Origin of the sequence: Novosphingobium sp. 32-60-15, assembly GCF_002280675.1 — a bacterium.
Taxonomy (GTDB): domain Bacteria; phylum Pseudomonadota; class Alphaproteobacteria; order Sphingomonadales; family Sphingomonadaceae; genus Novosphingobium.
The window spans coordinates 110,064-137,053 of the sequence record NZ_NCEN01000001.1 but is presented as its reverse complement, the minus strand read 5'-3'; the positions used below and the strand labels follow the sequence as shown (position 1 = coordinate 137,053).

Sequence of the window (26,990 nt, the reverse complement as noted above, 5' to 3'; positions counted from 1 at the left end):
ACAAAAAAGAGGGGCGGCCCTTTTGCAAGAGCCGCCTCCGTAGGGTGGTTGATTGTGTAAGTGCTTAGAACTTCATCGTGGCCGAGAGCGAGATCGTGCGACCCACATCATAGGAGTTCACATCCACGCGATTGGCACCGGCCTGCTGGAATTCGATGTTGCGGCGACCGGTGAGGTTGCGCGCTTCGAACTTCATTTCCAGTTCGCGCTTGAACAGTTTGAAGCCTTGGCGAGCTACGAAGTCGATGCGCAGACCTGGGTCTTGAATGACATCGGGCTGCCCGGTGTTTAGCAAGCCACGGCTGAACACGCGCTTGCTGGCATAGCTGAGCAACAGGGTTTGCTGCGACAGACCATCGGTGTCTTCCAGACCAAACTGGACGTTGGCGATGTGTTCGGACTGGCCAGTGAGCGGCACGCCATTCTGGAAATAATCCAGAGCGCGGGTTGATGCTGCCTGGAAGTACGATGTGGTATCGCCTTCCTTCACCTTAAGCTTTGACTTGGTGTACGTGTAGTTGACGTTGAGCGCGATGCGCCGTGCCTCCCACATGCCACCCCAATCAGCCAGCTCGAAGTACTTCTGCAGTTCGACTTCAGCACCATAAAGGTCAGCCGTTGGCGCGTTGGCAAAGCTGGTGATGAAGTTGTCGCTTTCCGACGTCACGAATGTTTCAATCGGATTATCAATCCGCTTGAAAAAGCCCGACAACGAGAAGCGCTGGTCGCGATCAAAATACCACTCATAGCGCGCTTCGGCGTTGGTCAGCCTGCTGTCTTGCAGGTTGGGGTTACCGCGATAGGTGCGGTTGGTGTCAGGATCAAAGTAGAACTGGAAAATCAACTCGCGGAACTGCGGGCGGGCGATGGTCTTGGATGCGTTGAAGCGCATCTGCATATCATCACGCATTTGCCATGTGACCGTGGCTGCGGGCAGCCAGTAGTCATTGTTGATCTGCGTGCCGCCGGTCGTGATCGGCGTATCTTTGAACACTTGCGTCGGAATGACGGCCATGTTGCCCTTTTCAAAGCGCACACCGGCGTCAAGCTGTATGGCATTGGTCACTTGCGCATCGATTTTGGCAAATCCAGCGTGATTGCGCAGCGTTGCGCGAAACGCAGGGAAGCCTTCGTTGGTATCGATAAGCTGGATATTAAACGCTTCGATCACGGCTCCGCTAAGCAGGTAATCGGGGCGGAACAGGTTCACGCCATCAGGCAAATCCACGGCACGGAACTGAAAGTCGCGACGTGAACTGGTACGGTTGAAATCGGCATAGGAATAACCAACCGTCGCCGTGACGCTGGGCATGATCTTGTACGAAACGTCGACCCCGCCCGACCACAGGTTTTCGTTCAGATCCGAAAAGCTGAGGTTGGCACGGCCTGCGTTACCATCAAGATTGTTGACGAAAAATTCGCCCAGCGGATCAGATGCAACGTTGGTGCGGACATACTCAAAGCCCAGTTCATAAGGGGCTTCGCGTTGTGAATTGGCATAACCACCGCGCACATCAACCGAAATGCCGTCGAATGGCTTCAGTTCGGCAACAAATTGGGTGTCGATCAATTGCCGTTCGTACCAGGCCGTATCCTGCTGCTGCCAATCGGCATTGGTCTGGTTACGCTGACCAAGGCTGATGCGCGTGTGCTTCAGCGTGTCGCGGATATACAGATTGGTCCAGCGGATCTTGTTACGGCCAAATTCGAGGCCAAGACCAAGCATGCCGTTGGCAACGATCCGGTTATCGGTGATGACGCGGCGGAAATCTGACTGCAAATCGGACAGATCGGCTTCGAACGAAGTCTGGCTTAGAACGTCACGCGTGACCCATTTGTTGCTGTAACCGGCCGTAGCGATAACGCCCAGCGTGGTATCGCCCAGTTCGAACGACTTGCCCGCGGAAAGCGACAGGTTGGTGTTCACCGGCATGTTCGGGATGCGCTGGGTAAGACCGTTGCGCGTGTTCACGATGCCCTTGGCCAGTTCGACGTTATCGAGAACGCCTGCGCTAAGGCGTTCGCCGCTGGCGAAGAAGTTCTTCAAGCCGCTTGTCAAATCACGCTGGCCATTGTCAAAGCCGGTCCAATCGGTGCTGGAACCGTAATAGGTATAGCCCAACTGGTTGGTGGTTTCGCTGTCATAGCTAAGCCCGCCACCGAAGCTGATGAAAGGTTCGTTGGGCGTCGACTTGGTAGTGAGGTTAATCACACCGCCGCCAAACTCGCCCGGATAGTTCACAGAATAAGACTTCTGCACCAGCGACGAAGCGATGATGCTGGAAGGAAACAGGTCAAGCGGAACCACGCGCTTAAGCGGCTCGGGGCTTGGCAGCGGTGAGCCGTTGAGCAGCGCCAGCGAATAGCGATCACCAAGGCCGCGCACATAGACATAGCCGTTGCCGACAACGCTGAGGCCGGTAACGCGGCCGAGTGCGCCGGCAATGTTGCCTTCGCCGGTCTTGGCGATTTCAGCCGAACCAAGGATCGAGACGACTTGCGGCGCCGCGCGCTGAATATTGCGGTCGCGTTGGCCAGTCACAACAATTTCGCCGCCGGGAATGGAAATCTCGGGAGCTTCTTCTTGCGGTGCCTGCTCAACCGGAGTTTCTGCAGGTGCTTCGGGAGCCGGGTCCACAGGCTGAACCGCATCCTGCGCGTAGGCGAATGCTGGCGTAAAGAGCGCAGTGGTAAGCAGCAGCGAGGTTGTGAGCCGCAGCATGGTCATGTTCCTTGTCCCCCCTGGGGAAATGTATTTTCATTTATCGCGAGAAAGGGGGCAGCCGGTTTCGGCCACCCCCCTGTCTCTCGAAAGGCGGCCGATCAGGTGATGGGCAGCAGTGTGCAAGACGTGCTGGTGTTGCCAAAGTTGGCGGCACCGCTGTTGCAGGTCCAACCGGCGTACCATGTGTCAGCACTATCCTTGACCGCACCGATATACGTCGTTGCGGTGAAGAACGATGACAGCGTGGTAAGATCGAAACCGGCGATGCCGTTTTCGTTCGCACCGTTGACATAGCCCGTCAGGGTCGAGGTGAGACCGGCGTTGTTACCGTTTGCACCCGAACCGAAGAAACCAGCAACTTGTGCCGCTGTGTATGAACCACTGCCGATGAAGCGATCATCGCCGGTGCCCGAGCAGGTCATTGCGACCGAACGTGCGGTCAGGGTTGCAGCATTTGCGCCGCCCGAACCGTTCATGCGGATGCACTGGTTTACAGGGGTGTTCACAACGCCGTTTGCCAGCGTGATGTCCGAGTTGCCGCGGAAGAACAGCGATGCCTGGCTGTTGGCTTCGTTGTTGCCGCTGGTCGCTGTCTGAATGGCAGTGAAGTTTGCGATGCGCGAAACCTGACGCGGGGTTTGCGATTCGTTGTTGTTGCTGTCGAGCTCCATCAACGCATCACCCGCACCCGCACGCTGGATAAGCAACAGGTATTGCAGATTTGCCTGAACGCCCGTGTCCATATCGAGGCTGTCATCGTCAGCACCAACCGAGATATAGTGCTTCATGTTGACTGTGCCGCCGAAGAATTCAGCGCCATCGTCCGAGCTGTTGTAGCTCTGGATGTAGTCGAACTGGGTGGCCGAACCGGTACCTTCGAGCGTCAACGCCTGAAGTTCGCTGTTCGAACCAAGGACGAAGCCCGAGTAACGGATCTGGACATATTTCATCGTGCCGCTGCTGTCAGCAGGGCTGGCGCCGCCGTAGATGGCAGGATCAGCCGAACCTTCGGTCTGACGCTCGCACAGCGCGCCAGGCGTGCCGGTGGTGCAGTCGGTGATTGGCGCGCGACCCATCAACACGACGCCACCCCATTGACCTTGCGACGTTTCGGTGTTGAGGCCCAGTACGTTATCGCGGCTGGTAAAGATGATCGGAGCCGATACGGTGCCGACAGCATTGATCTTGTGGCCACGGTTGACAGCAAGCCATGACGTGCCGGTGTTTCCGAACAGGATCACGCCGGGCTCAATCGTCAGGGTTACGCCAGGACGATTGGCCGCAGGGCCGGTTTCAGCAGCCGTGAAGTTGAAACCAAGGTCCGTGCCCACATCAACGCGACCATTGATCTGGTAGAGAACGCCCGCAACCTTTGGCAGGGTCGTCGATGCGTTGATGCGCGAAGGCAGGCGGCAAATGCGCCATGAGCCTTGCGACGTGGTAATCGTCTGCTGGTCCGTCAGGCCCTGAGGGTCTGAAATCGTTGGGCAACCGGCAGCAGCCGTAACCGTTGGAGTAGCCGTAGCTGTAGCCGTTGGTGTTGGCGTAGGTGCAGGCGTTGGCTGGTTGATGGTGACGTTGCCACCAGTGCCTGGCGAGGCAATGTCGGTAGGGCCGCAGCCGGCGAGCGCGATTGCGCTGCAACCAACCAGGAAAAGGCCGTGGAAATTCTTCACGTGGTATCCCCCATGGATAATGGCAGGATCTATTCCCGCCGGGTCGAGGGGTGCTCTACGGACCTAAAGTGACAGCCTGTTTGCGGTTTCGTGACAGGAATATTTCACATGGCGTGACTTTGATGTGACGAATTCCGCAGAAGTCGCGGAAAGGGGCCGGTTTAATGATTGCAGATTTGTGACAATGTTACAGTTTGGTTGCACTTGGCAGAGAATCACATAGTTTCTGTTTCAGACAAAAGATTGAAACGGAGAGCTGCACATGAGCATGAGCCTTTTCCTCGCCGGCGCGCTGATGGCGCAAGCCCCTGCGACACTCACGGTCCCGGCACCTTCGATGCCCGCAACCGACGTTGGTTATCATGAATTGATGGCAGGCCGGCCCGAAGCCGCGATTGCACGGATTGAGCGTAACGGCCTCGCCAAAGCGGGCGATCCGCTGGCGCTGATCAACCTTGGCACAGCCTACAAGATGATCGGTCGCAAGGACGAGGCCGCACGGTTGTATCGCGCTGCCGCCAGCAGTGACGAGCGCTTTGACGTGGAATTGGCCAATGGCCGCTGGGTCGATTCGCGCCGCGCCGCCAATCTGGCCATTGCGCGCATCGGCAGCGATGAAATGCTCGCCCTGAAATGAGCGTTACACCCCGGCCCTGCAATATGGGCCGGGGGTTGCATCAAGAAGGCCGCATGGCCGCGAAAAGGCGATCTTCGGGCTGTTTCAATGCGCTTCAGTCTTTGGGTTTAACGGTAACCCAAACGTCCACCGGCGTAATCACTTTGCCCGGTGCAGGTTTGCCGATGTCGATACGCTCGGCGGTGACCAACTCCCCTGTTTCCAGGTTAAAGCTGGCCCAAGGCTTGGGCATGCGCCCAAATGTCATCTTTTGAATAGGCCGTCCGGTGACGGTGTTCATGATTGTTGCGGTAATACCCATGCGTGGCGGCTAGCGGCGTCCGGTGCATTTTGTCCACCGGACCGCTGGGGATAAGTGGCGCAATCCAAGAGAAGTCAGCGCCAAGCGTATCCTTTCTGGCAATGGTACGCCTTGTCGTGCTAGGGGCGGCCCTGCAACCTTGGTGATATCGGAAACAGAGGCTATTGGCCCCTTCCCTTCTGTCCTTCAAGATCTTGCAAAATCGGCATGATTTGCATGGCCGATGCGACATTCAACTTAAAGGTTTTCGAGTACGGATTGATGGCAGGATACAAGGAACCAGGATTTAACGACCGGATCGCGGCCGCCGCAACTGCGCGCGCCAAGGCGCTCGCCCGTTTGCAGGCAAAGCCCGCCCTCGATCCCGAAGCGCTGGCTGAACAAGTTGCCAAGGCCGCTGAACGCGAAGCCGCACAAGCCGCCAAGCGCGCTGCCGTGCAGGCTGAACGTGAAGCCAAGCGCGCGGCTGAACTTGCCCGTAAGCAGGAACTGGCCGAAGCAGCGCTGGCTGCAATCAAGCCCGAAATGACCGAGGCCGAGCGCAAGGCGGCCCGCGATGCGCGTTACGCCGCGCGCAAGGCACGCAAGAAGTAGTATAGGACATCGAGGTCCTAGAGACGCTGCCCGGGCACGACTGGATCGGCACGGCGCACATCCCCAATGGCGTTGAAATCCGTCTGATGAAGCGTGGTGACGAGTTCACCATTCTGCTTGAGCATACCGAGTTGATGGGTACGCGCGCCAGTGGTTCGGAAGAAGCACTGGCGACGATGACTCATGAACGGCTGGGTGAGCGCGAAAGCGCTGAATGGCTGATCGGCGGCTATGGCATGGGCTTCACCCTGCGCGCCGCCTTGGGATGTGTTGCGTCAGACGCCTCGATTACCGTCGCCGAGATTGTGCCCGAAATCATCGAATGGGCGCGCGGTCCGATGCACGTGCTGACCGACGGCTGCCTTGATGATCCGCGGGTGATGTTGATCAATGGCGATGTCGCCATGTTGATCGATTCAGCGCGCGAGGCTTATGACGCGATTCTGCTCGACGTGGACAATGGCCCCGATGGCCTGACGCGCGAGGTGAATGACGAACTGTATCACCGTGACGGGCTGCAAGCTGCGATGGCAGCCCTGCGCCACGGCGGTATTCTTGCCATCTGGTCCGCCGAGCACGACGACATCTTTGCCAAGCGTTTGCGCGACACAGGCTTTGACGTGGACGAAGTGATCGTGCGCGAAGTGATTGACGAGCGCGATCTGGACGCAAACGGGGAAAAGGGCGGGCGACACATCATCTGGTTCGCCCAAAAGCCCTGATCCCCGGCTTCCCTATTGCGGCCTTATCGTGTCGCAGTACCAGGCGCCGGTAGCGCATTTCCCGCAACAAGCGGTTTCGCACCATCACCCAACACGATAAACGCCGCCCAATAAAACGGATGCGACGTGTTGGGATCATCCATCAGCTTTGTCTGTGCCGATGATAGCGCGTTCGCCAATTCCTGTCCCGGCTTTGATCCGATGACGCCGCCAATCAGGCGCTTGGTTGCGTCGAAATCATCGGGCACCGGCCAGTGGCTGGCGATGACCGTGCGAGCGCCCGCACCGACAAACGCGCGCACCAGTCCATCCAGCGCATAGTTCCCGCCAGAGGTTACCCCTGCTTCGCGGCTGGCAGCGACTGTGGCCATGCCGGCAGTGTCACAAGCTGACAAAATCACGAGATCGGCATTCAAGCGCAAATCGAAGATTTCGCGGAAGCTGAGCAAGCCGTCCGAGCCGACATCGCCAAAGCTGGTGACCAAGGCCGGACGGGCGGGGCAATCTGCGCGAGGGGCGGTAACCAGCCCGTGCGTGGCGAAATGCAGCACCCGATATTGGTCAAGATCGTTCGATGACAGCAAGGCACTGTCATTGAACGCCGCTTCGGTCAGCACCGCGCTGCCGCCCACCTTCAGCGTGCGCTGGGCATAGAACAATTCGTCAGCCGAAATGGGGTTCTGCCACGTGGCAAGCGGCCAATCGCATTCATCCGCAACAGCCGCTACCGGACGTGCGGCAGGTTTCGCGTTTTTGCCGAGCCCAAGATAATTGCGCGGTGCAGTAGAAGCTGCCAGTTTGCGCAGATCCAGAAAGCCGCGCGAACTGACCGCAATCGACACTTCACGGCCCCTGCCCAGCCAGTCGATACCGGTGAAATCGAACGGATCGCCATCGGGGCTTTCCATCCGTTCAGCGTAATCGGCAATACCTTTGTCCGAGGTGACAAGGACGGTGGGCGGCAATTGGAGCATGCCGCCATCCGGCTCAAAAATCAGATGCTTAACTTTTGGCAATTGCTGTTCAACCGGACTGAACAGAAGCTTGTAAAGCGTGCGGGATTTGCCCAGATCGAACGGATAATTGACCTGCTGCCCGTTTTCGACCTTCACGATAGTATCGCGAATTTCCTGCACCGATTTCGTCAAAGTGGCGGGCGTCAGGGTCGTGTCAAAAACTTGCGCAGATACCGACGTGGCGAACAGGCTGTAAACGCGGTCCCCCACGATCATCAGCTTGTAATACGCCTCATCCGCTTTGAGCGCACCTTGCAGTTCAGCAAGGTCGACATTCTTGGGCGCGAGCACGTTATAGCGCGGATAAGCCGCCAATTTGCTGACCAGGCCGGTCTGATCGGCCTGCATGGAAGCAAGGCTCTCCTGCGCGGTTTTAAGTGCGGCCAAGTCTTGCGGGGTTGGCGCTTCCACTGCGCCAAGCGAAGCGATCGTTGTTTCGATTCTGGCAATTTCGCGGCTGCGGGTGACAGACAAACGGAATAGCGATGCAGCCTCGTCATTGCCTTCTGACAATTGCCGCGCCAGCACGGCTTGGGTTTGGGCGACACCGGGCCGTTGCAGAATTTGCGATGCATTGAAAACAGCCTTTGACGCTGCATCATCACCCTTTTTGGCCAACAGGCTGAAATAGGGCGCAAGCAATTCGCGCAGTGTGGTTCCTGCGTCTGGCACAGACTGGCTGTCTTCGACGACTTTGGCATAGAGCGCGAGTGCGCCTGCCTCATCACCGGAGCGCCCCAACCACCCGGCCTTACGCGCTTGGGCAGAAAGCAGTGCGGGCGATTGCGGGAAAGCCATGGCGATGATCTGGATTGCCCGGTCAAACGCCGTGCGCGCATCCGCACCGCGGCCTTGCGCTTCGGCCAGCAACGCCAGTTCTATCTGGATTTCCGACCGCAGCCAGCCAGCCGATGCAACGCGTCCGCCGCGTACGGCGTCAAGCCTGCTGCCAGCGGCCTGAAAGCCCGCGATAGCGACATCAAGCTTGCCCTGCACCCGCGCTGCGGTCGCGCGAAGGGCATCTGCCTGCGCATCAAGAATTTCAGCGCGTTCGGTATCAGACAGGCCCGGATCGGCCGCGCCAAGACGCCGCGCGGCCAGACTTTCGCGGTTGATTTCCTCTGCCAGCGGCGTGTTGATCATGCCGGTTGATAAGCTTGCACGATCAAACGAGGCGCTGATGTTGGTCACGTCTGCGGCAAGCGCCTTCAACGCGGCAACCGGGCGGCGCTGGTTCAGTTGATTGATCGCACGGTAATTGCGGATCAAACGCTGGGTCACGCCGTCGCTGCGCGATGAGGCATCGCTGGCTTGCGCAAACAAACGATCTGCTGCTGTGAAATTGCCAAGATTGGATTGTTGCAGCCCCTGATTGGCAAGCGCTTCAGCCAATCCTACCCCGCCCGATGAACGATCTCGTGCCGCCAACGTCTCAAAAAACTCGGAAGATTCGGCAAACCGGCCACCATTGTTGCGCAAATACCCTTCATCGCGCGCGCCAAGCCGGTCAAGTTGGCCTGCCTGCACACGGGCAAAGGCCGCAGGATCGCTCACTTCGGTGGTGGCAACGCGGATTTCACCAGGCACGGGCGTATCTGTAATGGCGCTGGCAAGCGCGAGGCGCAAAGCAGGATCATACCCGGCAAGGCCTTCAACAAAATAGGTTATTTTTCCGCGATTTACGACGTAACGCTTATAATCGATGCCAGCTGTTTTATCCTGACACGTCACCGCATTGGCATTGCCGATTACGGGAATTTCCACCGCGCTGATGGCACTGCAATCAAGCGCTGCGGCAACAATGCCCGAAGGCTCGGACGCAATCGCCACTTCGCGGCGGACCGCAATCATGGTGCCGATCGCGCCTGCGGCATCGCGGCAGCTAAGCCGATATCCGCGATCAAAGATGCCGATAAGCCGCGTATCACGCGGAGCATTCTGCGCGGTGCACGTAACCCCGCTGGTGCCAATCCGGAAAGAATTGCGCACAGACAACGGCTGTTCCGCTTTTTCCGCAGCCTGTACCGGCACAGCCAGCGAAAGCAGCAAAGCGGCCTGACCCAACAGGCCAGCGCGGCGTCTATTGCGGCAGGTCGGGGTCTGGTTCTGCGAGATCACTGTGCTTCCCCTTCTGCACTATTTTCATTCACCACAGATCCGATCAGCGATGGATTGCCGCTGCCTGCAACAGGCTGTTCGATCAGCGATTGTGGTTCCAACGGTTTGCTGTCGATCATCTGCGGCGGTGGTGCGATTGGACTGCTGGCCTTTTCGGCCTTTGACGCGGCTTCCGCTTCCTTCTGAGCCTCTTCTTCACTCTCGCTCATCGGATCATCGGCAGCCGTGACGGCTTCGGTAAATTCAGGCGTGCTGCCAAGCGTGTTGTTCGACACGATCGCAATCTGGCTGGCGATGGCCGGTATCGGGTCTACTTCTTGTGCAAGAACGCAGAAAGTAGCGTCAAGCGCGCAAGCATTGACCGAACTGGTGGCCGTGTAAAACTCCAGCGTATCGGCATTTTCGACAACCAGATCGCGCGCGGCAAAGCCGCTTACGATACCGGCGGCGGTTTGCCATTTGCCGTTCACGATAACCGATATGCTTGCGGGCAAGGCATTGGTCGGAGGATTCAGGTCTGTAAAATCGAAGTCGGCAAAGAACCCGGCAGGATCAAGTGCTGTCCCGGTGTTCTGGATGTAGAGCGTCCCGGTCGGGTAAAGATCAAGCCCAAGCGCGCGCAACACACCTTCCGGACGCTGAACAGTTGCTGGACGGTTCAGGTCAGCGGCATGGCCTGTATAAAACGGATCGGCGGCCAAGCGATCAAGAATGGTTCCGCTGGCAACGTGGATGTTGTTGGCCGTAATCCCGATTATGCCGCCAAGTGCCGTTCCCGTTTGCGTAAGCGAGAGCGAACCGGTGGCCGCATCAAGTTCGAACCGGCCCGTTGCGAATTCTACGACATTGGTCCCGGCAAAACCCGTGCCTGTTACGTTGCCGACAATGCGGATTGCGCCGCCGGGCGTCTGTGTTTGACGATTGCCGGTGCCAAAGGCGATGCTTCCGTTTGTGCCGGCGAGGTTACTGGCGCCAATGGTCCCGCCAGCCGTCAGCGCAAGGTTTCCGATCAACATATCAACCGGGTTGGCCGAATTATCGACCGCTCCGATGGCGAGTTCACCGGTTGAAATCAGCCCGATTTCCGCAGCAGACAAGGCGTAACCCGTCCCCGTCACGCCATCACCTATAATCGCAGGCCCGGTGCCGATGGAGACAAGGCTGACACTTCCGGTCGGTGTTGTCCGAAGGCCTGACAAAATGGGGCGTCCGAAGGGATCGGTCAGTGTTCCGTTGTCGATAATGCTGATGTCGGCAGACGCAATCTGCATCGCAGAGGCTTGCCACCGTTGGCTGGCCGTCACCAACCCGCCTGCTTCCACTTCAAGCACACCGAAGACAGACATGAACCCGCCGGTCATGGCGCCTTGGCTGAACGATACGAAGCGTCCGGCAACGGCTCCGCCAATATTGACCGATCCAGCGACACGCGCCGGGATGGCGGCAAGCAGAGCCGAATAATCTGTCGACGTCGAAAGCAGGAATGCCTCGTTGGTCATGGTATTGCTGGCTATCAAGACGCGGCCTGTGGCATTCGTGATTGATGCAGGAGAGACGGCGCTGGGCGGAATACCAGCCGGTAGGACGGCACCTGCTGTGATGGGGCCTGCGGCGATATTGTTGCCTGATAGCAGGATCACATCACGCGCGTTGATGGGCCCATTCACAGTGAGCGCTTGCGCTGCATTGACCAAAACATCTTCACGCCCGCTGATTGCACCGGTTGTGACATTGCCGCCCAACGAGGCAACCTTCACGCCAAGTGTGTTTGACCGCAATGACCCGCTGGAAATCGCCCCGTTTGCGATAAGCTGGAGCATGTTGGCTGCTTGCAGGTTGGCAGACGTCAACGTGCCGCCTGCATTTATCAGCAAGTTCCCCGAGCCTGTGGCCGATGGCAGAACTGTGATCGAACCGCTGTTGAACGCCCCTTGGGTTGCCGCATTAAAGGCTGTGGAAGATACGGGGCCGCTGATCGAAATCGGGCCGGATGTTGGCGCAACTGGCGTAGCAGCGAAAACCAGATTTGCGTTGAACCCAGCCGCGGTCAGGCCGAACGATTCCATCGATGCGTTGGCGATCAGCACGCGGTTCGAGGCATTCAGCCCGCCTGTAGAGACGCTTCCCCCACCAAGCAGCAGCATATCGTACGCTGTTGCCTGCCCGGTTGTGATAGCCGTGGCGGCACGAATGCCGAGGTTCGAAGCGCTAAAGATCGAACCTGAAGAAACGCTTCCGCCCGAGCGAAGTCCGACAGAGTTCAAATCGCCATTCGCGCCGGTTGGCAGTCCTGTACCTGCAGCGATATTGCCGGTAACGATGTTGCCAAAGCTTTCAGCTGTAACCGAAGTTGCTGCGGTGAGGTTGCCTGCTTCGATAATGCCGGGCGCTGTGAGTTCAATGGAATCACCCGATGAAGCGTCATTGATGGCCAAAGTCGTGCCCGCGGTCACTTCGACGAAACCACCGGCGCTAAGCGAACCCAGATCGATCCTGCCAAAGGCGTTGAGGATCAAGGAGCTTTGCGTGGCCAGATTGGCATGCGCCACCAAGTCCAGCCCGGAAACCAGATTGATGCCGCTTGTGCCCGTTAACGTCCCCAATGTGGCCGGGGCCAATGGATCAAGCAGCCAATTGCCTGCATTCATCGTGACGAAGGCGGCCGTTATTGATGCTTGGTCAAGCCGCAGCGAGGTGCTTGACGACGTGATCTGTTCAAACAACCCCGAAATCGTCGCGGTCGAGTTCGTCATCGAAATGGGATCAACGATATTCGGCGACGCGCCAACACCCGCCAATGAACGTAAACTAATGCTGTTTGCGCTGATCGTGCTATCTTCGGCCAGGAATGCCGCTGCCTGACCGGCTTTGGTAGCCGTCCCGGCGGCTGAACCGGTGCCGCCAAGCGCGGTGGACGTGAAGATGAGGTCCGAAGCAACAAGGTCACCCTTGATCAAAGCGGAACTGCCCGCAGGCAAGGCGGGATTGGCGCTGCCGATAACAGCGTTACCGCCGGAACCGGTTGTAAAACCAAGCCCACCATCACCGCCGATGGCATCTGTGCTCCATTCGCCAAGGCCGTTAATGGCCACCAGCGAGCCGTTGACCTCAAGCGACGCCGTGCCGCCCACCGCATTGCCGCCGATGCCACCGACAGCCCCGGCAACGGCAATGTCGCCTGTTCCACCTTGGCCGCCGGACGCAATCGCGACTGCGCTGATGGAATCAAATGTTGCCGATCCGGTATTGAGTGACCCTGTAGGGTTCCCGCTGATTGTGCCCACGCGGACCGTACCGGCAAAGGCGTTTCCGCCATTACCACCAGCGCCGAGATTGCCGTTACCCCCATCGCCGCCAACGGCATCGGCTGCTGCGCTGACGCTGCCAAGATCGACAATGCCATTGCCCGCCGTGCCCGCAATCAGCACTGATCCGCCCTGTGCCTGCCCCCCTGCACCGCCGGGTGACGTGTTTGCGTTAGGGTAGACAACATGGCCACCGAACGCAGATGCGGTGACGTTCATTTCCACGGCGACTATTTCGCTTGGCCCCGCATTGGAACTTTGCGCCAGTATATTAACGATACCACCTGTCGCTGCGCCGCCGGATCCACCAACCGTGCCAGTGCCACCAGTCCCCCTCGAGGTGACCAGCGCACTGTCGAGTGCAAGACTGCCCACGTGAGCAGAGATGTTCACTTCGCCACCAATGCCCGCGCCTGATGCAAAGCCTTCACCGCCGGTGCCGTCTGCATTGACTGACGCAAGGCCAGTGATCGCGATTGAACTGCCCCCGCCAGCGGCCAAGGCCGTACCGGCACCCAGTTGCGCAAGGCCGCCCGTGCCTGCTCCACCTGTGGTTGTTGCATCAATCAGGCTGCCAAAGCCGCCCATGCCGGATGCATCGACAAGGAGATTGCCCTCAACCGTTGCCAGCCCGCCTGTAAACACAACTGATGCGGTTCCGCCTGTGCCGCTGCCCCCCTGAACGATAGCAGAGGGGTTGCCCGACGTTGAGCCGCCTATTCCCGTGGCGACGAGATCGACATTGCCAGTTGAGTCTAACAGGCTTGTTCCGGTGCCAAAGATTCTCGCCGTGCCACCTTGCCCTGTTCCGGCAGGGCCATTGCCAATGACGGTGTTGCCTTGCCCGCCAGCATTGATCAGAACGCCACCAAGCAGTTGGATAGCACCGTTGTTAAGGGTGATTTCAGCCAGCCCGCCGCTGCTGAGATACGATGCGCCCGGATCGCTGTTGAAGCCACCCACGCCAGTCGCGATTAATTGTGCTGGCAACGCAAGGCTCACTGCACCGCCAGATTGGGCATCAAGCGTGACCTGCCCGCCCGTTCCTGCGGTTGATCCGAACGATCCAAAACCGCCAAAGCCGCTTGCACTTGCGTCAAACGCACCGGTCACACCAAGTATCGTGCCATCGCGCGCACCGGTATAGATGGTCCCGCCGGTCCCGATCGCTGCAAAACCGCCAAGGTCTGCAGCGGCTCCACCGCTTCCATTGGCGCTCAGCGCAACATTGCCGTTGAAAGTCGCGGTGCCGCCCGCCAGCCCGAAGCTGGCCAGATCAATGCTTCCGCCAAGGCCATTTCCGGCAGTCGCCAAGCCGGAGCCGTCACCACCCACGCCTGACGCATTTACGGTAAAGCCATGAAATGTGAGGTCAGCGCCGTTGGTTGCCGAGATGGATACCTCGCCGCCCGTACCGCTGCCAGCCAATCCATCCGATGCATCACCACCATTACCAAAGGCATCGATCAGTGTAGAGCCGCTGATCGATAGCGCATGTGCGCCCAATGCACTGACAGTGACAATGCCGCCCGTAGCGTTGCCGCCAGCAGGCAGACAGGTTGAACAGGACAACCCGGCCCCACCATAGCCATTTGCGGCCAAGGAAACGCCACCGGCTATATCAACAAACGACCCGGCAGTGCCGGTTGCAAGAATGCTGGCGCTGCCGCCAAGGCCAAATCCGCCAGCACCGCTACTGGATTCAACTCCGCCGCCGGTGCCGCTTGCATTAAGCGAGACGTCACCCAGAATTATGATCTGGCCGCCGTTGCTTGCTTCAATGCGCGCCAAGCCGCCGGTGCCGGTTCCCCCACTTCCTCCGGCGAGGGCGGTATCTGCACCAAAACCCTGCGAACTTAATATCACATTGCCATTCAAATTGGCCACGCCGCCGCCATTGGCAATGATTGACACGTTCTTGCCAAGCGACGCACCCGTGCTGACAAGATCATCGCCATTCATCAAAACATTGCCAACGACGTTCAGAATTCCGCCAGCGTTCGCAAATAGACTGGAGCTACCGCCAGTCGTATAAATCTCGACGTCAGATGCAAAATTGAGGCCGCCCGGAAGGCTTGAACCAAGGTTTACCCCGCCGTTTGCCTGCGCAAAGAAGCTGGTGGTGATATTGGCATCACCGCCGGTAACCGAAACTTGCCCGCTGCCGCCGCCAGCCGAAGGGGTAAAGCCCGGAGCACCGGCGACCACGTCAAACCCGGCCGACAGGACGATCGCATTGCCCACAACGTCAGCTGCACCCGCGATATCGAAGCCCAGCGTGCTGCCACTGCCAATGGCCATGGTGAGCGCATCATTTTTGGCAACAGCGACCATATAGACGCGGCGAAAATCATTCACGGATATCGAAGCCGGACCGGTGATCGTGCCGCCATTCGCAACCACCGTCGCTGTCGAACTGGAGCCGGAGGTTACTTGAATGTCGAACAGGCCATTGGGCGCAAAGTTGATTGTGGCAGCATCGGCCGCCACCAAGGCCGCCGAACCATCAACAGTGATAAGGCCATCATTGGTCACGCTTGGCGCAACGAGCGCAACGTAGGAGTTCGAGGTTGTTGTGCTGATTTGTGCGCCATTTAGCACCCTGACTTTGGAGTCGGCGACACTGGCCTGCTGGAATGCATAGGAACCGGCAGTATCAAAATTGCCCGCGGTATCATAATTGAGATCCAGCGTGGTCAGTGCCAGACTGCCAACATCGAAAGCAGCCGTTCCGCCCAGAATAATCCCGCCCGGGCTGTAAAAGAAGATTCTGCCGCCTGCCTGTGGTGGACCTGAAATCTGGATTTCGGAATTGACGGTGCCGTTGAACTGGATGGGCCGGGTTGAACCGGTGGGTATGATGCGGTTCAGGACGGCAATATTCACGCCTTGTCCGGATGCCCCGATGAAAGTGGCTGTTGTACCAATAGGCTGAAAATCAATCGCCCCACCGGTTGTCGCCTGATCAAACGGAACCCAATTAAGCACGGCGCTGTCGCTGAACACCGAAATATCGGTCGTCGTTCCGGTGACAGACACGTTGGCTGAACCACCAACCACGGTTGCAGTGCCCTGGAACGACTGCGCCTGTGCAAGCGGGGTGTGCGTCAGCATTGCTGTGGCAATGGCAACGCTTGAGGCCGAGACGAGCTTGCGGGAAAGCGATGGGATCGGGCGCATCAGAAGGCACTCCACGGCAGGAGACGCGTGGTTAGGGTAACCAGAAAACGCGGATCGGACTTGCGCGTCTGCAAGCCGACCTTTTCAAGCGGGACGGCCAAGGTGGCTTCAAGCCGGAACCGTGCGCCCATGTCTGCGCGCACACCGCCGCCGACCGAGGTCAGGCGTTGCGATCCGGCCAGACCCTTGTTCCAGACCCATGCCGCATCAAAATAGGCAAACGGCTGGATGCGCAGTTCTTTTTCCCGTGACAGGGCAAGGCGTGGCCCGCGCAACTCCGCGGTGCCCGCAACGGCGTTGTCGCCAATCAACTCCCCCGGATCATAACCGCGCCCGATGGTGAAGTTGCCTGCGGAGAATTCTTCAAAGCTGAGTAGAGGCTTGAACGCATATTGCGCGCGCGGAGCCAGCAAGAACGAGACGTTGCCAAACGAGCGTTCGTATTCACTCTGCCACCGCACAACCGTGGCAGACGACGAACCGTCAAAGCGGCTGGTGGGCACAATCGCCGCGCAAGCCGCGCCAACACAGCCATTCGTTGCGTCAAGGATGGCCAAACCCTGCCGCAGTTCCAGCGAACTGCTATAGCGCCACGCTGGACGGGGACCGCTGACATCGATGCTGTCAAAATCAAACCGGGCCCAAGCCACGCGCACTTTATCACGCGTCAACGGACCGATCAGATCAACGTCTTGATTGATCAGATCAAGCCCGCCTGAAAGCCAGACGTTGCGCGCTTGTGCCCGTTGCAGCGGGTAGCGGGCGTAAAGGCTGGCAAACAGGGTGCGGGCCGTGATGCTGCGACCGGCAGGAAGGCCGGCAACATCGGGCTTCGTCCAGGCATATGTCAATTGCCCGCCAACGATCAGACCGTTCTTACCGGGACGAAATTCATGGCTGCCCTGAACAATGTGCTGTTCGTTGAAATCCTGCGTTGCGTAATACGAAAGCGATGTGACATCGCCCAGTCCGGTGAGGCCAAACGCCTGCGCGCGCAATTGGCCACCAAACCGGCCTGTCGCCTCGGACGCCAGGTTCTGGATTGTCAGATCAACCGCATAAGGTTGGCGCAGAACGGTGACTTCACCGATCAGATCACCTGGCCCCGTCCCTGCCGGGCGCAAAGTGAGTTGGACGTTGTATCCGGGCAAATCGCGGGCCAGCAGCAGATAGCGTTCGGCGCGATTGATGTTGAAAACCTCGTCCTTGGTTAAAGCACCAAGGTATTGCTCCAGCTTGCGTTCCGCCCCTTGGGTTTCACCACGCGCCCGCACCGAAGCAATCCGGGCATAAAGGACTTCCATCCGCACTTGCCCGTTTTCAATCTTTTGCGTGGGCACCTGAACGGCGGCAAGGTAACCGCGTTTGCGCAATTCGGTGCCAGCAGCATCCCTGATTTCGCAAAGCACAGAGATAGGCTGCTGCGTTCCGGCATAGGGCTGCCAAACAGCTGCCAGATCTTCAGCGCTGGTTTCTTTCAAACCACCAAAGGCGACTTCTGTAATGTTGACCTTGATGTCGGCATATTGCGGATCAGCTAGGGGACATGGCGAACGCTCGATTCCGCCGTTGACCGAAAGGCGCGATGGCGGCGGCGTTTGCTGGCGCGTCACGCCTTTGATGTCATCCCGCGTTGGCGCTGCTACGCCTGCTTGGGCATTGACGGATTGGCCACATGCCTGTTGCGCCGCGAAGGCCAAGCCTGCCGCCGCAAAACGCGCTGCGCAGCGCTGTAAAGCGACTCCACTTGAAACCCCGAATTTCATGCTGACGCCCCTGTAGTAATATGCCCGAGGCGACCCGTGTTTTTTATTATTGCTGCATCGTTAGCGTTAACGATTGGATTGTGCAAACACTGTCGGTAATATGACAACCTGAAACATTCTCGCCGAAAATCGGCGCAAAACCAGATGCTTAGGCCTCGGCGTCAGGTATCATTATCAGCATGGCGCGATAGCAAGCGCTCAAGCCGCTGCAACTGCTCAAGCTGTAAGTCCTTTATCTCGTTCAAAATATCACAGAGTTCAGGATTATCGAGCGCCAGCAACATGTCTGACATCAGGATATCAGCGGGCGAAACTGCCGGTTCAATCGGCGACAAAGCATAGGCGCGTTGCAGGATCGTCGCAATTTCTCGCAACCGAGGATTGTCCGAAGATGAACCCGGCATTCCACGCATCAGCTTAGCATATCGCATTTCCATTTTTTACGCACCCTTTGCGAGGGTTAGGCGGCACAGCTAGTCATACAAAGGCCACGCTACACCGTATGAGGTTCTTGCTGTGCCAGTCACGCCCACGCAAAATTCGGCATGGACATCATGAACTTAGCCATTATTCCTTAACATTGCTTTCGCTTCCACCCGTTACCCGGCCTTAGTCCCATCAGCAGGGTCCCATTCACAGGCCGGGAAATTGAGGCAATCTGATGTTTGAATGGTTGCAACGCTATCTATTTGCACAAGGGCTCGCCCCGCACGGGTATTGCTTGCTGTGGGACCCCCGCCTGATCTGGACGCACGTTCTGGCCGACGCGTTCATTGCAGCCGCTTATTTCTCGATACCGGTGGCGTTGTGGCTGTTTCTGAAGCGGCGCAAAGATGTTGAAGCGGGCTGGATTCTGGGCCTGTTTGCGACCTTTATCCTCGCTTGCGGAACAACCCATGTCCTTAGCATTCTGGTGCTGTGGGTTCCAGTTTATGGCTTGGAAGGCGCGGTCAAGGCACTCACAGCGGTTGTTTCGATTGTAACTGCAATCGTATTATGGCCAATGTTGCCAAAGCTTGTTGCATTGCCCTCGCCCCGGCAATTGCAACTGGCACTGGATCAGTTGAAAGCCGAAGTGGCTGAACGCGAACGTGCTGAAGAGATGCTGCGCCAGTCGCAGAAGCTCCAAGCTGTTGGCCAATTGTCTGCCGGGATCGCACATGACTTTAACAATCTTCTGACCGTGATCAGCGGCAATCTTGAGCGCGCACTGCGCGTGACAACAGAACAACCGCAAGTCACCCGCAGCTTGAACAACGCGCTTTTGGCAAGCGAACGCGCCGCGACTTTGACCAACCAATTGCTCGCCTTTGCCCGCAAACAACCCCTCACCCGCAATGCCGTTGATCTGAACGCCGTAGTCCGCGATATCATGGCGTTGCTGGAACGGACGATGGGCGAAAACGTGGCAGTGCACGTCGATTTAGCCGAAGATTTGCCGACGGTTGAACTGGACCGCAATCAACTTGAAAGTGCGATTTTGAATATCGCCCTGAACGCGCGTGATGCGATGAACGGCGTAGGTGACCTAACGGTAACCACCCAAGCAAGCGCTGATGGCGAAGTTGCCCTATCCATTGGCGATACCGGCTGCGGCATGGCGGATGAAACGCTTGCCCGCGCAACCGAGCCGTTCTTTACAACCAAGCCTGTAGGATCAGGGACCGGTCTTGGCCTCAGCCAAGTCTACGGTTTTGTGACACAGACTGGTGGTCGGTTGATTTTTGAGTCAAGGCCGGGAACCGGAACGATCGTGCGGCTTTTGTTTGCCGAAAGCGCTGATGGATAAAATTGGGGGTTAGAATGGCGCGCGTATTGATTGTTGAAGATGAAGGCCTGTTGCGCGAACTGGCGGTGGATGAATTCTCCGACGCAGGTTATACCGTGGAACAAGCGGCAAACGCTGAAGAAGCCTTGGCAATGTTAAAAGGCGGCAATACTTTCGATGTACTTTTCACAGACGTCAGAATGCCGGGATCGGTTGATGGCTGGGAACTGGGCCGAATGGCTGGGACTATGCTGCCCCGGATTCGGGTAATCTACGCCACCGGATACTCCGAAACCACCCGATCACTGAATGACAGCGAGCATTTTTTGCAAAAGCCCTATCGTTGTGAGCAAGTGCTGGGGCTAATCCGCCAGTGGGGCATTCACCCGGAAAACGCGCCACCCTGCGAAGGATAATCAATCTTCGATGACATAATGAATCGGCTTGAAGCTACCCCCGTTTGACGCTCCTGCCGAACATGCCGTCAGCCCGATGATCAAATCGCGCTGCGCCCGCAACCGCACATAATCGCCTGCGCGGCTGATCGGTGGCAAGACTTCGATTTTGCCGGTTTTGCCGTCCACCGGGACATTCATAAAGATGTTGAAAGCCACCGGAATTGCATCAGGCTCTACCCCATAAGGCGCCAGCGCCTCGGCCAGATTGCCAAAGCAGCCGCGATGGACTGGCTCGGTCGGATAGAAGTGCCGGAACGTCGCCTCACTGCACGGCGTCAGCAGAAAATCGTGGCGGCCTACGGTGTCTTCGATAATTTCGAGCAGCGGATTAGAGCGGTTCGACCACAAGACATTGCCCGTTGTCAGGCGGATTGTTTCTTCATAATCAAATGTCCGCCCCGCCGAGATAACCTCGCGAACGTCATCAGCCGCAAACGCCAGAAGATCACTTACCTGCACGCCGCGCGGATCAATAACGCGCAGGATTTGTCCGGCAACAAGCCCGAATGCAGTGCCGGTGCGGGGGGAAATTTCACAAACCTTCATGCGCTTTGGCTGCGCTTGTCGCTAAAGGGACAGCGCCAATCATCATCGACCAGCCGCCCGCTATATTGCGCCGCTTCACTGGCTTCGCCGTGGCGGGAGAGCATAGGGTTGATGTCCCCTGACAGCGCAATATCGCGATCAAGAATACGGGCCCGCATTTTGTCATAACGCCCCTCTTCCCGTAGCCGTTCAAACTGGTCGTGCAGGTTGAACACCAAAGTCGGGCGGGGAAACCGCCGGGCCGGACGCGAGGCATGGGGATGCAGGCCGACAACAAAAAATGCCTCGCCGCCAAAGCTGAGCGAGAAGTGCGGGTCTGACGGATCGGCGCTAACGCGGTGATCATAAGGCTGGCCAAGCCACGCGTCCTTATCGGCACATGATTGGATGCGCTGCCACATCAGATCTTCAAACTGCATCTCGTCCAGATCGTCAGGACCGGCAAACGATATTGCCAAACTGCGCAATCCGCCGGGATCCGAATGATATTCAGCCGCCCAATCAAGCAGCGCCTGATGTATCCGCAAATCATCCCAACTGCTGTCAAGACTGTGGCACGCCAGCACTTTCAATGTGCCGCGCGCCATGGCGGATTTGGCACCGACGCAGGGAAACTCAGGCGCAGCAATTGTCTCGAATAGCGCGTCTTCGGCGCACTCTTGCGCCCGTTCATCAACCAACATCGCAAACTTTCCTCTCGGCCCTTTGCAACGAGCAAAGCTGCAGCCGGTTCCGAAGGTGAGAATGCTATTGTGCGGCACAGCCTTGGGACGCAGTATGTGTGCGCTTAACCAAGCCAGTGACGCAAAACGCTTGGACCACAGGAGAATGCTTTGACGCAGGCAGCGCCAACCTCGACCTATTTTCGCCATCTCGCAGAAGGCCGCTTTTTGTTGCAGCATTCGCCCAGCACTGACGAATGGGTCTATTATCCGCGCATGGTTGCGCCCAAAACAGGGGCGACGGATATAGAATGGGCCGAACCCAGCGGCCTTGGCACTGTCTATGCCACAACCGTAAAACGGATGAAGCCGCCTGCGGCCCACGTGAACATTGCCATCGTTGAACTGGACGAAGGTCCGCGCATGATGACGCATGTTCAGGGCATTGCGCCTGAAGATGTACAGATCGGCATGCGGGTGCGCGCGCGCATTGTCGATGGCCCGGATGACGCCAAAATCCTTGTGTTCGAACCGGAGACCGGCGCATGACAATTGGCACCAACTTGCGCGGCAAGACGGCGTTCGTTGGCGCGGCAACTTTTGGCTGCGGCGAAGCGCCCGGCTACACCGCAATTGAACTGGCGGCCGAGGCCGGACGGCTGGCGGTTGAAGATGCGGGGCTTTCGCTATCGCAAATGGACGGGTTGTTCATATGCTTGCCCGCAGACTTCCTCTCGGGTCTCAGCATCGCCGAATATTACGGCATCCACCCCAAAATGACCAACAATAGCCGCACCGGTGGCTCTGCCTTTTTCGGCCATGTGGAATGGGCCGCGCTTGCGCTGGACGCCGGGCTGATCGATCATGCGTTGATCGTCTATGGCAGCAACCAACGCACAGGCGCGGGCAAATTGGTAAGCGCGCAGGCGCCATCAGTGTTTGAGCATCCCTATCGGCCGAACAATCCTGTCGCATCCTATGCGCTGGCGGCATCGCGGCATATGCATGTGTACGGAACCACGGCAGAGCAATTGGCATCGGTGGCGGTTTCAGCGCGACAATGGGCCAACCTCAATCCCGAAGCTTTCCGCCAGGGCCCGCTGTCGATTGAAGATGTCCTTTCAACCCGGCTTGTAGCTGATCCGCTGCGCGTGGCGGATTGCTGTCTGGTAACCGATGGCGCAGCCGCAGTGGTGATGACGCGGGCTGACCGCGCAAAAGACCTGCGCAAGCCACCGATCGCCCTTTTGGGTGCGGCATCCGCCACATGGCATTCTGAAATTTCACAGCTGGAAGACCTGACGGTCACAGCGGCCACGGAATCTGGCGCTCGCGCCTTTGCCCAAGCAGGGCTTGGCACTGCTGACGTTGACGTGGTGAACGTCTATGACGCGTTCACCATCAACACGATCCTGTTCCTCGAAGACCTGGGCTTTTGCAAAAAGGGCGAAGGCGGCGCGTTCATCGCCAGTGGCGCTATTTCGCCGGGTGGAAGCCTGCCGGTGAACACGAACGGCGGCGGATTGTCGTTCTGTCATCCCGGCATGTACGGATTGTTCACGATGGTGGAATCCATTCGCCAGTTGCGGAATGAAGCAGGCGCGCGCCAGATCGCCGGTGCAAAAATTGCATTGGCGCACGGCAATGGCGGAACCTTGTCAAGCCAGGCCACATGCCTGATGGGGATCGCCGACACCGTGTGAGGCTATCGAGCCTCTCGACATGCTCTTGCCAGCCCGGTGATCGGATGTGGTAAGGGCGCTGACAACGCAATTACAGGCAGACGCATGGCTCGCAAACATTCCAAGCACAGTTCGTATGAAGACTTGCCAGACGAGGACGAAGTTCCTGTCGTAGTCCCCCCATGCTGGCTATGCGGCAGACCCACCGGCAAAACCGTAGTCTTGCATCATCCCGTTCCCAAAAGCCGGGGTGGCCGCGATGTCGTGCCGATGCACCCCATCTGCCAGCAAACGCTGATCGCAAATTTCACCAATTCCGAACTGCAACGCCATGGGATGGATGTTGAAGGCTTGCTGGCCAACCCCACGGTGCGCAAATTCGTGGACTGGGTGGCCAATAAAGAGCCTGACTTCACCGCAACGACAGCAAAGAAAAAGCGCTAGAAACTTGGAACCATGCCATCAAGCGCGTGTTCTTTCGCCACTCCCCAAACCCTGATATTCGCGGTATCAAATCTGCATGCACCAACCTGAAAACAGCGCCACCCCCCCGTTTCGTGGAAGCGAAAGCCCGGAAACGCCACGCTCCATAAGCTTTGGCCATGTTGCGATATCCACGGTGATTGTTTTGACGATCATCGGTGTTTTCTGGTTGGCGATTGAACTGAACCGCTTTTTCATGCTGGTTTTCGCAGCGATCGTGCTGGGCGCAGTGTTCGACGCAATTGCAAGCTGGATTGGCCGGATCACGCGCTTAAGCCGCACGTTCAGCTTGATCTTGTCAGTCTTGGGGCTGTTTACCGTCTTCATCGGAAGCTTCGTATTGTTCGGCACACAATTGGCCAACGAATTCGACACGATCAAACAGACAGTGCCCGCCGCGTTGCAAGGCATCGAAGGCTTCCTCGATAACTATGGCATGGGTGAACGCGCGCGCGAACTGGCCAAAGTCGGCGGTGAAGATGTCTCGCGCATCCTTACCCAAGCCGGTGGCTATGCGCTTGCTGCCAGCAGCGGCCTTGCCGATCTGGTTCTGGTGATTGTCGGGGCCATTTTCATGGCAGGAAACCCTGACGTCTATCGCCGTGGCCTGATGCTGTTGCTCCCCACAAAGGCTGAACCCGTGGCGGCCCAGGCACTGGATGATGCTGGCGCGGGTTTGCGCGGCTGGATGATGGGGCAGGCCATTTCATCGCTGGTCGTTGGCGCGCTGACGTGGGGCGGACTTTCGCTGCTGGGTGTTCCGGCCTCCGGCGGTTTGGCCATAATCGCAGGCTTGCTGGACATTATCCCCATGGTCGGGCCGGTCATTTCAGGAATTCCGGCGGTTCTGCTGGCATTCACCGTATCTCCGATGACGGCGTTGTGGACGCTTGTGCTGTTTCTGGTGATCCAGCAACTCCAAGGAAACTTCCTTCAGCCGATGATCCAAAAGCACGCAGTGGACGTGCCCCCTGCCCTGTTGCTGTTTGCAGTGCTGGCGGCTGGCCTGTTGTTCGGATTCCTCGGTGTGCTTCTGGCCGCGCCGCTGACCATCGTGTGCTACGTCTTTGTTCAGCGCATCTATGTGCAAGCAATCCTTGGCAAAAAGATCAACGTCGCAGGCGCGCGTTAGCTTTCGGATTTCGCCGCATGCCCCCGCGCAAATGCCGCGCGCAGGGCAGGCTCCAACCGCAGCGCGCCGGGGATGCTCAAATGGTGGCTGTCAAAGTAGATCGGCGTGCCGCGCGCATAGGTCCTGCATTGGCCACCTTTGCAAATGGAGCTTGCGGGATAAATGCGCGACAGCATCGCATGCTCACCAAGGCTATCAAGGATACGAATGGCCTTACCCTGCCGCTGCGCATAGACTGAATAGGGTATCGTGAATTGCGCAGGGTCCTCGCCACGGCTTTTCATCAGCGCCAGCGTTGCCGGAATATCGTAACCTGTTTCGGGCACCGGATAGACCACGACCACGTGTTTTCCGTGGCTTAACAATTGCTGCACCAACCGCGAAAGCGCCTCGCGAAACGCCAATCGCGCATCGTCGGTGAACAAAGGATAGCGCTTTTGACCAGGCCCCATCAATTCCGGTGCGTTGGCGTTGGTTTCCGCATCGCCTGTCGAAATGAAGCGCCCTTCGAAATACAAAGACCAGCGCGCAGCCAGCACGACAGTGCGAATTTCAGGGTGGGCGATCACATATTCCAGCTTGCGCCGATTGGCATCAAGGCAGGCTTGTCCTGTGCCCATTTCCATCAACGGAGGGCATTGCGGCGTTGCCCCATAGGCAATGCTTGGCCCATCCTCGGCAATCAGCCGGAGCGCGCCATACAAGGCCCCTGCATGGGAATCCCCCCAAAGGAAAACGGCGGGATCAGCCGCCATGCCGATTGTGCAGGGCGATGGCTGCGCGAGCTGTAAGTTGATATCACCGCATTTGTCAGCATTGGGGTTCAATGATGCTGCAAAGCTGGCAAGTTCAACGCTCTGGGCGTTAAAGCGTTCTGGCAGTCCGCGATTAAGATAGATGAACGCCGACGTCCCGCAGGTCATGGCGATGACGCCTGTCGCCAGCACAAATGCTGGTTGAACCCCTTTTGTACCTCCGCTTGGTTTGCTGCGAAACGGAAGCTCGATAAACCGCCACGACAGCGCACCCAGAAAAACAGCACATCCCACCAACAGCAAATTTTCGAGCGGGCTAAGCTTTTCAATCACATAGTAATTTACAAAAACGAACAAGGGCCAATGCCACAAGTAAACCGAATAGGAAATCTTGCCGCCAAATTGGAGCGGACGGAAGGACAACAACCGCCCGATGATTGACGTAGGCCCTGCATAGATCACCAATGCAGCCCCGACGCAGGGCACAAGGGCTGTCACGCCGGGAAAATTGGTGCTTTCGTCAAACAGCACGACCGCAGCAAGAATAAGGCCTGCACCTACAACGCCTAAAGCACTGCGCAGGCGGGGAGCGTTCGCAAGCGAGGGGAATACGCCCAAGGCAAGGCAGGCCCCCATCAGGAACTCCCAAGCCCGAAATGGCATGAGATAGAACGCCGCAGATGAATCCAAGGGCATTACGATCAGGCAGGCAACAAACGAAACAATCGCAAGTCCTGCGATAATTGCCTTGCGGTGGCTGCTCGCAAAGCGGTTTATCGTCAGCAACAACAGGGGATAGAGGATGTAATACTGCTCCTCGACCGCCAGCGACCACGTGTGCAAAAGCACCCGAACCCGCGCATCGCCTTCAAAATATCCCATTTGCATCCAATACGATACGTTGGAAACAAAGGACGCTGCGGCAAAGGCATTGCGCGACAGATAGGAAAGGTCCTGCGGCAACAGGATAAACGCGCCAACAAGGACTGAAACAGCCAGCATGGCGAACAACGCCGGAAAAATGCGGCGAATGCGGCGTTCGTAAAACGAGATAACGGAAAATCGCTGCGCGCTTATATCGCGTGTGATGATGTCTGTGATGAGTACGCCGGAAATGACGAAAAACACGTCAACACCAACGTATCCCCCTGACATTGCAGCAAACTTGCCGTGAAACAATACCACAGCCAAGACTGCGATGGCACGCAACCCGTCAATGTCATGCCTATAGGGTCGCGCGTGGTGCTGCGACATTTGCATCGGGCTCTTTGGCATCGCCTGCTTCACGGTCGTCTTGGCACATGAGGACAGACAGACTGGATCGCAAAGTGCGTAAATTTAAACATAATTTACTATACTGCAGGGGCACTCAGTTCGTGCGTGCGCATATGTGGTAATGCTTATGAGCAGGCGCAACAAAGGGGGCACGGCCAATCTTGGCCATGCCCCCTCAGTTTAAAGCAA

General features: G+C 57.8%; 19 protein-coding genes. 9 read left to right on the top strand and 10 right to left on the bottom strand.

From position 1 onward, the window contains the following. Positions 1 to 64 precede the first annotated feature (64 nt). A complete protein-coding gene (locus B7Y89_RS00600) occupies positions 65 to 2,728 on the bottom strand; it encodes a TonB-dependent receptor (protein ID WP_292934755.1) in 2,664 nt (887 codons plus the stop codon). A 95-nt stretch (positions 2,729 to 2,823) separates the two neighbouring features. Further along, the gene (locus B7Y89_RS00595) at positions 2,824 to 4,401 is read right to left on the bottom strand and encodes a hypothetical protein (protein WP_292934753.1); all 1,578 of its coding nucleotides are present in this window, start codon (positions 4,399 to 4,401) and stop codon (positions 2,824 to 2,826) included. A gap of 262 nt (positions 4,402 to 4,663) precedes the next feature. On the opposite strand from B7Y89_RS00595, the gene B7Y89_RS00590 reads away from it, so the two are divergent. Next, a complete protein-coding gene (locus B7Y89_RS00590) occupies positions 4,664 to 5,038 on the top strand; it encodes a hypothetical protein (protein ID WP_292934751.1) in 375 nt (124 codons plus the stop codon). Between the two features lie 94 nt (positions 5,039 to 5,132). Here the strand turns inward: B7Y89_RS00590 and B7Y89_RS00585 are convergent, their stop codons facing one another. Continuing rightward, positions 5,133 to 5,339 (bottom strand): hypothetical protein, encoded by a 207-nt coding sequence (locus B7Y89_RS00585; protein ID WP_292934749.1) that lies wholly within the window; start codon positions 5,337 to 5,339, stop codon positions 5,133 to 5,135. A 216-nt stretch (positions 5,340 to 5,555) separates the two neighbouring features. Between B7Y89_RS00585 and B7Y89_RS00580 the strand changes: the two genes are divergently transcribed. Both B7Y89_RS00580 and B7Y89_RS00575 read left to right on the top strand, forming a co-directional pair. Next, complete coding sequence (locus tag B7Y89_RS00580) at positions 5,556 to 5,933, top strand: DUF6481 family protein (RefSeq protein WP_366415385.1); 378 nt, start codon at positions 5,556 to 5,558, stop codon at positions 5,931 to 5,933. 86 nt (positions 5,934 to 6,019) lie between these two features. Then, entirely contained in the window at positions 6,020 to 6,655 is a 636-nt protein-coding gene (locus tag B7Y89_RS00575; RefSeq protein WP_292934747.1) for a spermidine synthase, read from the top strand. 23 nt (positions 6,656 to 6,678) lie between these two features. Here the strand turns inward: B7Y89_RS00575 and B7Y89_RS00570 are convergent, their stop codons facing one another. The 4 genes from B7Y89_RS00570 to B7Y89_RS00555 form a co-directional block, all read right to left on the bottom strand. Then, on the bottom strand, positions 6,679 to 9,789 hold the full coding sequence (locus B7Y89_RS00570; RefSeq protein ID WP_292934746.1) for a CHAT domain-containing tetratricopeptide repeat protein: 3,111 nt from the start codon (positions 9,787 to 9,789) through the stop codon (positions 6,679 to 6,681). Continuing rightward, positions 9,786 to 16,274, bottom strand: a complete 6,489-nt coding sequence (locus tag B7Y89_RS00565) for a hypothetical protein (RefSeq protein WP_292934745.1) — start codon at positions 16,272 to 16,274, stop codon at positions 9,786 to 9,788. The genes B7Y89_RS00570 and B7Y89_RS00565 overlap by 4 nt, the downstream gene beginning before the upstream one ends. Further along, on the bottom strand, positions 16,274 to 18,040 hold the full coding sequence (locus B7Y89_RS00560) for a ShlB/FhaC/HecB family hemolysin secretion/activation protein (RefSeq protein WP_292934743.1): 1,767 nt from the start codon (positions 18,038 to 18,040) through the stop codon (positions 16,274 to 16,276). Before B7Y89_RS00560 ends, B7Y89_RS00565 begins: the two co-directional genes overlap by 1 nt. Before the next feature lie 161 nt (positions 18,041 to 18,201). Continuing rightward, entirely contained in the window at positions 18,202 to 18,477 is a 276-nt protein-coding gene (locus B7Y89_RS00555) for a hypothetical protein (RefSeq protein WP_292934741.1), read from the bottom strand. Positions 18,478 to 18,701: 224 nt separating this feature from the next. On the opposite strand from B7Y89_RS00555, the gene B7Y89_RS00550 reads away from it, so the two are divergent. After that, positions 18,702 to 19,829 (top strand): ATP-binding protein, encoded by a 1,128-nt coding sequence (locus B7Y89_RS00550; protein ID WP_292934739.1) that lies wholly within the window; start codon positions 18,702 to 18,704, stop codon positions 19,827 to 19,829. Between the two features lie 14 nt (positions 19,830 to 19,843). Continuing rightward, positions 19,844 to 20,224, top strand: a complete 381-nt coding sequence (locus B7Y89_RS00545; protein WP_292934737.1) for a response regulator — start codon at positions 19,844 to 19,846, stop codon at positions 20,222 to 20,224. Here B7Y89_RS00545 and B7Y89_RS00540 read toward each other — a convergent pair whose 3' ends face one another. Both B7Y89_RS00540 and gntA read right to left on the bottom strand, forming a co-directional pair. Then, positions 20,225 to 20,812 (bottom strand): urea carboxylase-associated family protein, encoded by a 588-nt coding sequence (locus B7Y89_RS00540; protein ID WP_292934735.1) that lies wholly within the window; start codon positions 20,810 to 20,812, stop codon positions 20,225 to 20,227. It abuts the gene before it with no gap. After that, a complete protein-coding gene (gntA, locus tag B7Y89_RS00535; protein ID WP_292934733.1) occupies positions 20,809 to 21,495 on the bottom strand; it encodes a guanitoxin biosynthesis heme-dependent pre-guanitoxin N-hydroxylase GntA in 687 nt (228 codons plus the stop codon). Before gntA ends, B7Y89_RS00540 begins: the two co-directional genes overlap by 4 nt. Positions 21,496 to 21,645: 150 nt before the next feature. Here gntA and B7Y89_RS00530 point away from each other — a divergent pair, with 150 nt between their 5' ends. The 4 genes from B7Y89_RS00530 to B7Y89_RS00515 all read left to right on the top strand — a co-directional run bounded on the left by B7Y89_RS00530 (position 21,646) and on the right by B7Y89_RS00515 (position 24,771). Further along, positions 21,646 to 22,023, top strand: a complete 378-nt coding sequence (locus B7Y89_RS00530) for an OB-fold domain-containing protein (protein ID WP_292934732.1) — start codon at positions 21,646 to 21,648, stop codon at positions 22,021 to 22,023. Continuing rightward, positions 22,020 to 23,177, top strand: a complete 1,158-nt coding sequence (locus B7Y89_RS00525) for a thiolase (protein WP_292934730.1) — start codon at positions 22,020 to 22,022, stop codon at positions 23,175 to 23,177. Before B7Y89_RS00530 ends, B7Y89_RS00525 begins: the two co-directional genes overlap by 4 nt. Before the next feature lie 84 nt (positions 23,178 to 23,261). Continuing rightward, positions 23,262 to 23,600 (top strand): hypothetical protein, encoded by a 339-nt coding sequence (locus B7Y89_RS00520; protein WP_292934728.1) that lies wholly within the window; start codon positions 23,262 to 23,264, stop codon positions 23,598 to 23,600. Positions 23,601 to 23,676: 76 nt separating this feature from the next. Beyond that, the gene (locus B7Y89_RS00515; RefSeq protein ID WP_292934726.1) at positions 23,677 to 24,771 is read left to right on the top strand and encodes an AI-2E family transporter; all 1,095 of its coding nucleotides are present in this window, start codon (positions 23,677 to 23,679) and stop codon (positions 24,769 to 24,771) included. On the opposite strand, the gene B7Y89_RS00510 is transcribed toward B7Y89_RS00515, so the two are convergent. After that, positions 24,768 to 26,780 carry an acyltransferase family protein gene (locus B7Y89_RS00510; protein ID WP_292934725.1) on the bottom strand — a complete coding sequence of 671 codons (2,013 nt, stop codon included), beginning with the start codon at positions 26,778 to 26,780 and terminating at the stop codon, positions 24,768 to 24,770. The two genes, B7Y89_RS00515 and B7Y89_RS00510, sit on opposite strands and share 4 nt — an antisense overlap. Between the last annotated feature and the right edge of the window lie 210 nt (positions 26,781 to 26,990).

Bases quoted from the DNA above. Each gene is read 5' to 3' on its own strand.
- B7Y89_RS00600 (WP_292934755.1), bottom strand. From the start codon at position 2,728: ATGACCATGCTGCGGCTCACAACCTCGCTGCTGCTTACCACTGCGCTC.
- B7Y89_RS00565 (WP_292934745.1), bottom strand. From the start codon at position 16,274: ATGCGCCCGATCCCATCGCTTTCCCGCAAGCTCGTCTCGGCCTCAAGC.
- B7Y89_RS00585 (WP_292934749.1), bottom strand. From the start codon at position 5,339: ATGGGTATTACCGCAACAATCATGAACACCGTCACCGGACGGCCTATT.
- B7Y89_RS00525 (WP_292934730.1), top strand. From the start codon at position 22,020: ATGACAATTGGCACCAACTTGCGCGGCAAGACGGCGTTCGTTGGCGCG.
- B7Y89_RS00575 (WP_292934747.1), top strand. From the start codon at position 6,020: ATGAAGCGTGGTGACGAGTTCACCATTCTGCTTGAGCATACCGAGTTG.
- B7Y89_RS00550 (WP_292934739.1), top strand. From the start codon at position 18,702: ATGTTTGAATGGTTGCAACGCTATCTATTTGCACAAGGGCTCGCCCCG.
- B7Y89_RS00540 (WP_292934735.1), bottom strand. From the start codon at position 20,812: ATGAAGGTTTGTGAAATTTCCCCCCGCACCGGCACTGCATTCGGGCTT.
- B7Y89_RS00515 (WP_292934726.1), top strand. From the start codon at position 23,677: ATGCACCAACCTGAAAACAGCGCCACCCCCCCGTTTCGTGGAAGCGAA.
- B7Y89_RS00560 (WP_292934743.1), bottom strand. From the start codon at position 18,040: ATGAAATTCGGGGTTTCAAGTGGAGTCGCTTTACAGCGCTGCGCAGCG.
- B7Y89_RS00520 (WP_292934728.1), top strand. From the start codon at position 23,262: ATGGCTCGCAAACATTCCAAGCACAGTTCGTATGAAGACTTGCCAGAC.
- B7Y89_RS00590 (WP_292934751.1), top strand. From the start codon at position 4,664: ATGAGCATGAGCCTTTTCCTCGCCGGCGCGCTGATGGCGCAAGCCCCT.
- gntA (WP_292934733.1), bottom strand. From the start codon at position 21,495: ATGTTGGTTGATGAACGGGCGCAAGAGTGCGCCGAAGACGCGCTATTC.
- B7Y89_RS00510 (WP_292934725.1), bottom strand. From the start codon at position 26,780: ATGTCGCAGCACCACGCGCGACCCTATAGGCATGACATTGACGGGTTG.
- B7Y89_RS00580 (WP_366415385.1), top strand. From the start codon at position 5,556: ATGGCCGATGCGACATTCAACTTAAAGGTTTTCGAGTACGGATTGATG.
- B7Y89_RS00555 (WP_292934741.1), bottom strand. From the start codon at position 18,477: ATGGAAATGCGATATGCTAAGCTGATGCGTGGAATGCCGGGTTCATCT.
- B7Y89_RS00545 (WP_292934737.1), top strand. From the start codon at position 19,844: ATGGCGCGCGTATTGATTGTTGAAGATGAAGGCCTGTTGCGCGAACTG.